The sequence below is a fragment of the Micromonospora sp. NPDC007220 genome, assembly GCF_040634035.1.
GTDB classification, from domain to species: Bacteria; Actinomycetota; Actinomycetes; order Mycobacteriales; family Micromonosporaceae; genus Micromonospora; species Micromonospora reichwaldensis.
Genome location: NZ_JBEYEU010000023.1, coordinates 47561 through 54262, shown reverse-complemented (window position 1 = coordinate 54262; position 6702 = coordinate 47561). Strand labels below are relative to the sequence as shown.

The 6702-nt window shown below is 72.7% G+C and carries 7 protein-coding genes; 2 read left to right on the top strand and 5 right to left on the bottom strand.

From position 1 onward, the window contains the following. The 3 genes from ABZ573_RS26920 to ABZ573_RS26910 all read right to left on the bottom strand — a co-directional run. Positions 1 to 276: GlsB/YeaQ/YmgE family stress response membrane protein (locus ABZ573_RS26920; protein ID WP_358121795.1), on the bottom strand; the 276-nt coding region annotated here is incomplete at its 3' end. 334 nt (positions 277 to 610) lie between these two features. Then, complete coding sequence (gene lepA, locus ABZ573_RS26915; RefSeq protein WP_151452804.1) at positions 611 to 2488, bottom strand: translation elongation factor 4; 1878 nt, start codon at positions 2486 to 2488, stop codon at positions 611 to 613. Positions 2489 to 2712: 224 nt separating this feature from the next. Then, on the bottom strand, positions 2713 to 3249 hold the full coding sequence (locus tag ABZ573_RS26910; RefSeq protein ID WP_358121793.1) for a DUF4240 domain-containing protein: 537 nt from the start codon (positions 3247 to 3249) through the stop codon (positions 2713 to 2715). A 118-nt stretch (positions 3250 to 3367) separates the two neighbouring features. Between ABZ573_RS26910 and ABZ573_RS26905 the strand changes: the two genes are divergently transcribed. After that, positions 3368 to 4354 (top strand): phosphotransferase, encoded by a 987-nt coding sequence (locus ABZ573_RS26905; RefSeq protein ID WP_358121791.1) that lies wholly within the window; start codon positions 3368 to 3370, stop codon positions 4352 to 4354. 156 nt (positions 4355 to 4510) lie between these two features. Beyond that, on the top strand, positions 4511 to 4777 hold the full coding sequence (gene rpsT, locus ABZ573_RS26900; protein ID WP_132240425.1) for a 30S ribosomal protein S20: 267 nt from the start codon (positions 4511 to 4513) through the stop codon (positions 4775 to 4777). 370 nt (positions 4778 to 5147) lie between these two features. On the opposite strand, the gene ABZ573_RS26895 is transcribed toward rpsT, so the two are convergent. Together ABZ573_RS26895 and holA are read right to left on the bottom strand one after the other, a co-directional pair. Continuing rightward, entirely contained in the window at positions 5148 to 5669 is a 522-nt protein-coding gene (locus ABZ573_RS26895) for a hypothetical protein (protein WP_225851941.1), read from the bottom strand. Continuing rightward, on the bottom strand, positions 5666 to 6646 hold the full coding sequence (gene holA, locus ABZ573_RS26890) for a DNA polymerase III subunit delta (protein WP_358121789.1): 981 nt from the start codon (positions 6644 to 6646) through the stop codon (positions 5666 to 5668). The genes ABZ573_RS26895 and holA overlap by 4 nt, the downstream gene beginning before the upstream one ends. Between the last annotated feature and the right edge of the window lie 56 nt (positions 6647 to 6702).

Here is a 6702-nt window from a genome sequence, read left to right as displayed (position 1 = left end):
GACGCTGCGGCGACGACCCACACCGGCGACCAGCGCCACGGCGATCGCAGCCAGCACCACCTGGACCAGCAGCTCGCCCCAGTCGACACCGGCGGTCTCCGTGGCGATACCCATCGCCCGGGCCAGCACGGTGCCCAGCAGCGCGGCGCCGACACCGATCAGCATGTGCAGCCACATCGGCATGTTCTGGCGGCCCGGCACGAGCAGGCGACCCAGAGCGCCGATGATAAGACCAACGATGAGCGCAGTGACGATGCCCCAAACGGTGAGCTCCACGTCGCCCTCCTCCTTCAAAAAGAATCAGTTCCACTGTCTGTGGTGTTCCTGTCGTGACCGCTAAGTTCCCGACCCGCAGAAAACCCAAACCGGTTCGACCGACGAAGACGACGTCGTACATCAATGGCGCACCGGCGGTGACCGCACCCGCGCGATCATTCGCGCAGGTGGCGCCCTTCTGCCCGGCGGGCGGAGCCCGGGGGCCACGGGGCCGAAAAATTCCTCCGACGCGAACGGCCGGCGCCCCGGGTCGGGCGGGACCACCGAGGGTCCGCAGCCCGGCCGGGGCGCCGGCCGTCGTACGTCGTCATCCGCCGGACGCACCGGCGGCAGGTCACTTCTTGCCGGGGGCCTTCCCGTCGCCGGAGTCGGAGGAGAGCGCGGCGATGAAGGCCTCCTGGGGGACCTCCACCCGGCCCACCATCTTCATCCGCTTCTTGCCCTCCTTCTGCTTCTCCAGCAGCTTGCGCTTGCGGCTGATGTCACCGCCGTAGCACTTGGCGAGCACGTCCTTGCGGATCGCCCGGATGGTCTCCCGGGCGATCACCCGGCTGCCGATCGCCGCCTGGATCGGCACCTCGAACTGCTGGCGCGGGATCAGGTTGCGCAGCTTCGCCGCGATCGTGACGCCGTAGTTGTACGCCTTGTCCTTGTGCACGATCGCGCTGAACGCGTCCACCGGCTCACCGTGCAGCAGGATGTCGACCTTCACCAGGTCGGACGCCTGTTCGGTGGAGGGCTCGTAGTCCAGCGAGGCGTAGCCCTTGGTACGGCTCTTCAACTGGTCGAAGAAGTCGAAGATGATCTCCGCGAGGGGCAGCGTGTAGCGCAGTTCCACCCGGTCGGCGGAGAGGTAGTCCATGCCGAGCAGGCTGCCCCGGCGGCCCTGGCAGAGCTCCATCACCGCGCCGACGTAGTCGTTCGGGGTGAGCACCGTGGCGCGCACGACCGGCTCGTACACCTCGGCGATCTTGCCCGTGGGGTACTCGCTCGGGTTCGTCACGACGATCTCCTCGCCGTCCTCCGTGATGGCCCGGTAGACCACGTTCGGGGCGGTGGAGATGAGGTCGAGGTTGTACTCGCGCTCCAGCCGTTCCCGGATGATCTCCAGGTGCAGCAGGCCGAGGAAGCCGCACCGGAAGCCGAAGCCGAGCGCGCCGGACGTCTCCGGCTCGTAGTCGAGCGCGGCGTCGTTGAGCTTGAGCTTGTCCAGCGCCTCGCGCAGGTTGGGATAGTCGGAGCCGTCGATCGGGTAGAGGCCCGAGTAGACCATCGGCTTCGGGTCCTTGTAGCCGCCGAGGGCCTCCTTCGCCGGCCGGGAGTTGATGGTGATCGTGTCACCGACCCGGGACTGGCGGACGTCCTTCACGCCGGTGATCAGGTAACCCACCTCGCCGACGCCGAGCGCGTCGCCCTTCACCATCTCGGGCGAGATGACGCCGATCTCCAGCAGCTCGTGCACGGCGGCGGTCGACATCATCTTGATCCGGTCGCGGGCGCTGATCCGCCCGTCGATGACCCGGACGTAGGTGACCACGCCCCGGTAGACGTCGTAGACCGAGTCGAAGATCATGGCGCGGGCGGGTGCCTCCGCGTCGCCGACCGGGGGCTTGAACTGCCGGACGATCTCGTCGAGCAGGTACGGCACGCCCTCGCCGGTCTTGCCGGACACCTTGATGCAGTCCGCCGGGTCGCCGCCGATCAGGTGCGCCAGCTCCTCGGCGTACTTCTCCGGCTGGGCGGCCGGCAGGTCGATCTTGTTGAGCACCGGGATGACGTGCAGGTCGTTCTCGAGCGCCAGGTAGAGGTTCGCCAGGGTCTGCGCCTCGATGCCCTGCGCGGCGTCGACCAGCAGGATCGCGCCCTCGCAGGCGGCCAGCGACCGGGACACCTCGTAGGTGAAGTCGACGTGGCCCGGGGTGTCGATCATGTTGAGCACGGCGGTCTCGCCGGCCCGGTCGCCCTCCCGGATGGTCCAGGGCATCCGGACGGCCTGGCTCTTGATCGTGATGCCGCGCTCGCGCTCGATGTCCATCCGGTCGAGGTACTGCGCACGCATCTGCCGGGGGTCGACCACGCCGGTGAGCTGCAACATCCGGTCGGCCAGGGTCGACTTCCCGTGGTCGATGTGGGCGATGATGCAGAAGTTCCGGATGCGCGCCGGGTCGGTGGCACCAGGAGCGTTCGCGCCGGAATCGAGCGTCGGTGGCACAGCGGTCCGTTCTGGTCGGCTGACGTGAGCAGGCCGGCACGACGCCGGCTCCCTCTATGCTCCCACGTCGCCGCCGCGCGTCCGCTGCGCGGGCGATCCCCGCCGCCGGGACCGCCCCGCGAGCGCCGCCTCGCCCGGCGTCGCGAGCACCGCCCCCTCACCCGGCGTCGCCTCCCGCGCCGCGCCGAGCGGCGAAGGGGCGAGCGGCGGAGGGGCGAGCGGGGTCACTCGGCGGGGGGCTCGACGAAGAGGGCGGCGAGCTTGGGCAGCCGCCGCTTCGCCTCCTCCTCGTCGTCGAAGTCCCAGAAGTCGTTGAGGTCGGGCACCGGCGCCGGCTCCGGGGCCGCCGGCAGCTCGGTGGCGGTGACCCGGCGGTACGCGTCCCACGGCGCCGCCAGCATCTCGGCGGCCGAGAACTCCTCACCGCTGAGCGAGGCCGCCCTGACCTGGGACAGCCCGGCCAGCGAGTCCGGGTCGGCGACGGCACGTGCGAACACCTCGCGACCCTGGGTCATCAGCCAGCCCCGGAAGTGGTGGAAGCCCTCGTCGGACACACCACCGTTGATCAGGTAGGCGGCACCCCAGAGGTCGACCTTGTGCGAGGCGGACAGCACCCGCGCCTGGTGGCGGGCGTACCCGACGATGTCCTCCGGGTCGCGCTCGGCGAGCAGGGCGACGGCCCGCGCGGCGACCGCGTGCGGCTCTCCCCCGCCGCCGGCCCGGGCCCGGTCGATCAACTGCCAGAAGTCGTCGGTCCTCATGGCCTGGCAGTCTGGCAGACCTCGCGCCGCTCCCGCCCCGCCAAGGGAGGCACGGCGGGTCGCGGGCGCCGGGCGCAGTGGCGGTGCGGGCCGATGCCCCGCCAGGCAGCATGGTGGCGTGACCCCGACGTCCCCGCCGCCCGTGCCGTACCACGCGACCGCCCGCCGGCCGGAGTGGGCGACGCTGCCGGCGGCGCTGCGTACCGCCATCGGCGACCGCCTCGGCGCGCCCGTGGTCGCGGCCCCGGTCGCCGGCGCCGGCTTCACCCGCGGCTTCGCCGCCGTGCTCCGCACCGCCGCCGGGGACCGGGCCTTCGTCAAGGCCGCGGCCACCGCCGAGCAACCGCGACTGGTCGACTGGTACGCCCGGGAGGCCGCGATCCTCGACCGGCTCCCGGCCGGGCTGCCGGCGCCCCGCCCCCGGTGGACCCTGTACGAGGCCGGCTGGTTCGCGCTCTGCCTCGACGCCGTCGACGGGCACACACCCCGACTGCCCTGGGACCCCGCCGAGCTGACCGCGACCCTGACCGGGTACGCCGACGTCGCCGCCGCGCTGGCCGGTGCGCCGGCCGGACTGCGCGAACTCGGGCTGCCCCACCTCGCCGACCTGGCCCGCGACGACATCCTCTGGTGGGGCGAGGTGGCCGCCGGCCGGGAGCCGGCACCGCCGCTGCCCGCGCCGCTCCGGGACCGCCTGCCCGAGCTGGTCGCGCTGGAGTCCCGCCTCCCCGCGTACGCCGCCGGCGCCACCGGCCTGATCCACGGCGACCTGCGGCTGGACAACGTGCTGATCGACGGGGCGGGGCGGGCCTGGTTCTGCGACTGGACGTGGCTCTGCCAGGGGCCGCCCTGGTTCGACCTGGTGACCCTGCTGCTCACCGCGTACGCCGACGGCCTGGACGCCGACGCGCTCTTCGCCCGGCACCCGGCATCGGCGGGCGCGCCTCCCGACGCGCTGGACGCCAGCCTCGCCGCCCTCTCCGGCTACTTCCTCACCACCGCCGCCTCGGCGCCCGGTACCGCGTCACCGCACCTCCCGGCGCACCAGCGGTGGAGCGGCGAGCAGTCACTCGGCTGGCTCGCCCGCCGGCAGGGCTGGACCTGACCGTTCGCCGTGGGGCGCGGCGCCCACCAGGGCGGGGACCGAGCCGTTTTGGCTCGTCCCGGGCGACCTGGTAACCTGGCTCTTCGCGCAGCGATGACGCATGCTCGTCGCGCGCGGAATGCAGACCAACCCGAGCTATCAAGACGAGGCTGTCGCGTGGCGAACATCAAGTCCCAGATCAAGCGCAACCGGCAGAACGAGAAGCGCCGGCTGCGTAACAAGTCGGTCAAGTCGTCGCTGAAGACCGCCGTCCGGAAGTTCAACGAGGCCGCTGAGGCCGGTGACGTCGAGAAGGCCACCATCCTCATGCGGGACGCCTCGCGCAAGCTGGACAAGGCGGTCAGCAAGGGCGTGATCCACTCGAACCAGGCCGCGAACCGCAAGTCCGCGATCGCCCGGCGCGTGGTGTCGCTCTCCGCCTGACGAGGCGACCTCAGACCTGACCGGAAGCCCCGGGCACGACCCGGGGCTTCCGGCTGTCTGCTTTTCACGCGCTGCGCTGCGAACGCGCCGCCGTTCGCCGTGGCCTGGCGTCGTCCGCCGTGGCCTGGCGTCGTCCGCCGTGGCCTGGCGTCGTCCGCCGTGACCGGGCGCCGTTCGCTGCGGCTCACCGCGGCTCGCCGTGGCTCGCACAGCAGATCTTGGCGGGAACAGGCCCTCACCGGGGCCGTTTCCTTCCAAGATCTCGAGCGGGGCGGCCTCGGGTGGGCCACGGCCTGCCGGGCGCGGATCGGTCGGCGGGCCGCCGTCGGTCGGTCGGCGAGTCGCCGTCGGGTCGGTCGGCGGCGGATCGTCAGCCCAGCGAATCGGGGTGGGCACGCTGCGGGCCGAACTCGGCGTCCGCGCGGCCACCGTCGCGCTCCCCCGTGCCGTACTGCGCGTCCAGGTACACCTGCCGGTCGCGTACGGCCCGCGCGGTGTGCGGCACCGGCGACGCCGTGACGACGACGCCCTGCACGGTGTGCGCGACCCAGTCGACCCTGGCCCGCCCGACCACCGGCTCCATCTGCTGGCGGAAGCGGTCCCGTTCCTGCTCGGGCACGAGGGCGGCGGTGCGGACCACCATCGCGGCCACCATGTCGTTGAGCTTCACCATCGCGGCCACCGTGGCGGGCAGGACGAGCACCGACCACCAGGTGACCAGCTCGGCGAGGGCGAGCAGCGCGGCGAGCGCGACGGCGCCCTCGAAGAAGAGGAAGCAGAGCACCCCGCCCGGGTTGACGAAGCGCAGCCGGAGCAGGCGCGCGTAGAGCGGACGGTACCGCTCCTCGTCGGCGGGGATCGTGGCCCACGAGCCGCGGGGTGCTCCGCTCACCGGGCGCCACCCTGCCGGGCGGCGGCGACCGAGAACACGGCCCGCTCCAGCGCGTACGCGCGGTCGTCCGAGCCGCCCTTGACGGCCGCGTTGCACTCGGCCGCGGCCCGCATCGCCTCGACCAGCCCTTCGGGCGTCCAGCCACGGGCCCGCTGCTGAGCGGACCTGATCTTCCACGCCGGCATGCCGAGGGTGCTCGCCAACTGGAAGGGGTCGCCCCGACCGGCGGCGGCGACCCGGGCCACGGTGCGGACGCCGTCGGCGATCGCGTCGGCGATCGGCACCGGGTCGACCCCCACATGCAGCGCCCAGCGCAGCGCCTCCAGTGCCGCCGGCACGTCGCCCACCATGGCGGCGTCGGCGACGGTGAAGCCGGTCACCTCGACCCGCCCCCGGTAGTAGCGGGCGACCGTGTCGGCGCCGATGCGCCCGTCGGTGTCGGCCATCAGCTGGGAGCAGGCGGCGGCCAGCTCGCGCAGGTCGTTGCCGACCGCCGCGATGAGCGTCTCGGCCGCGTCGTCGGTGCACTTCCCGCCAGCCCGGCGGATCTCGTCCCGGACGAAGGCCACCCGGTCGCGGTGCCCCTTGAGCTTTGCCGCCGGCACCACCGTCGCCCCGGCCGCCTTCAGCCCGTCGGCGAACGCCTTGCCCTTGGCCCCGCCGAGGTGCAGCACGATCAGCTGCACGTCCGGGTCGGGATTCTTCGCGTACGCCAGCAGGGCCGCCACCAGGTCCTTGCGGGCGTCCTGGCCGGCGCGCAGCACCAGCACCCGTCGCCCGCCGAAGAGGGACGGGCTGAGCATCTCGGCGATCTCGCCGACGACGAGGGCGCCGGCCTGGTATTCGCGGACGTCCACGTCGGGGTCGACGCTGCAGGCCTTCACGACGGCTTCGGTGACCGCGCGCGTGGCGAGCAGCTCCTCGTCGCCGAGGACGAGCAGAATAGGAGCGAAGCTGGCGGCGGTCACGCCGCCCATATTCGCACGGCCGGCGGCCGGATCCAGTCTGCTCGTCCGCACTCCGGTTGCGGAGC

Excerpts from the sequence above, each read along its gene's own strand:
- ABZ573_RS26910 (WP_358121793.1), bottom strand. The coding sequence starts at position 3,249 with ATGAGGACCGACGACTTCTGGCAGTTGATCGACCGGGCCCGGGCCGGC.
- holA (WP_358121789.1), bottom strand. The coding sequence starts at position 6,646 with ATGGGCGGCGTGACCGCCGCCAGCTTCGCTCCTATTCTGCTCGTCCTC.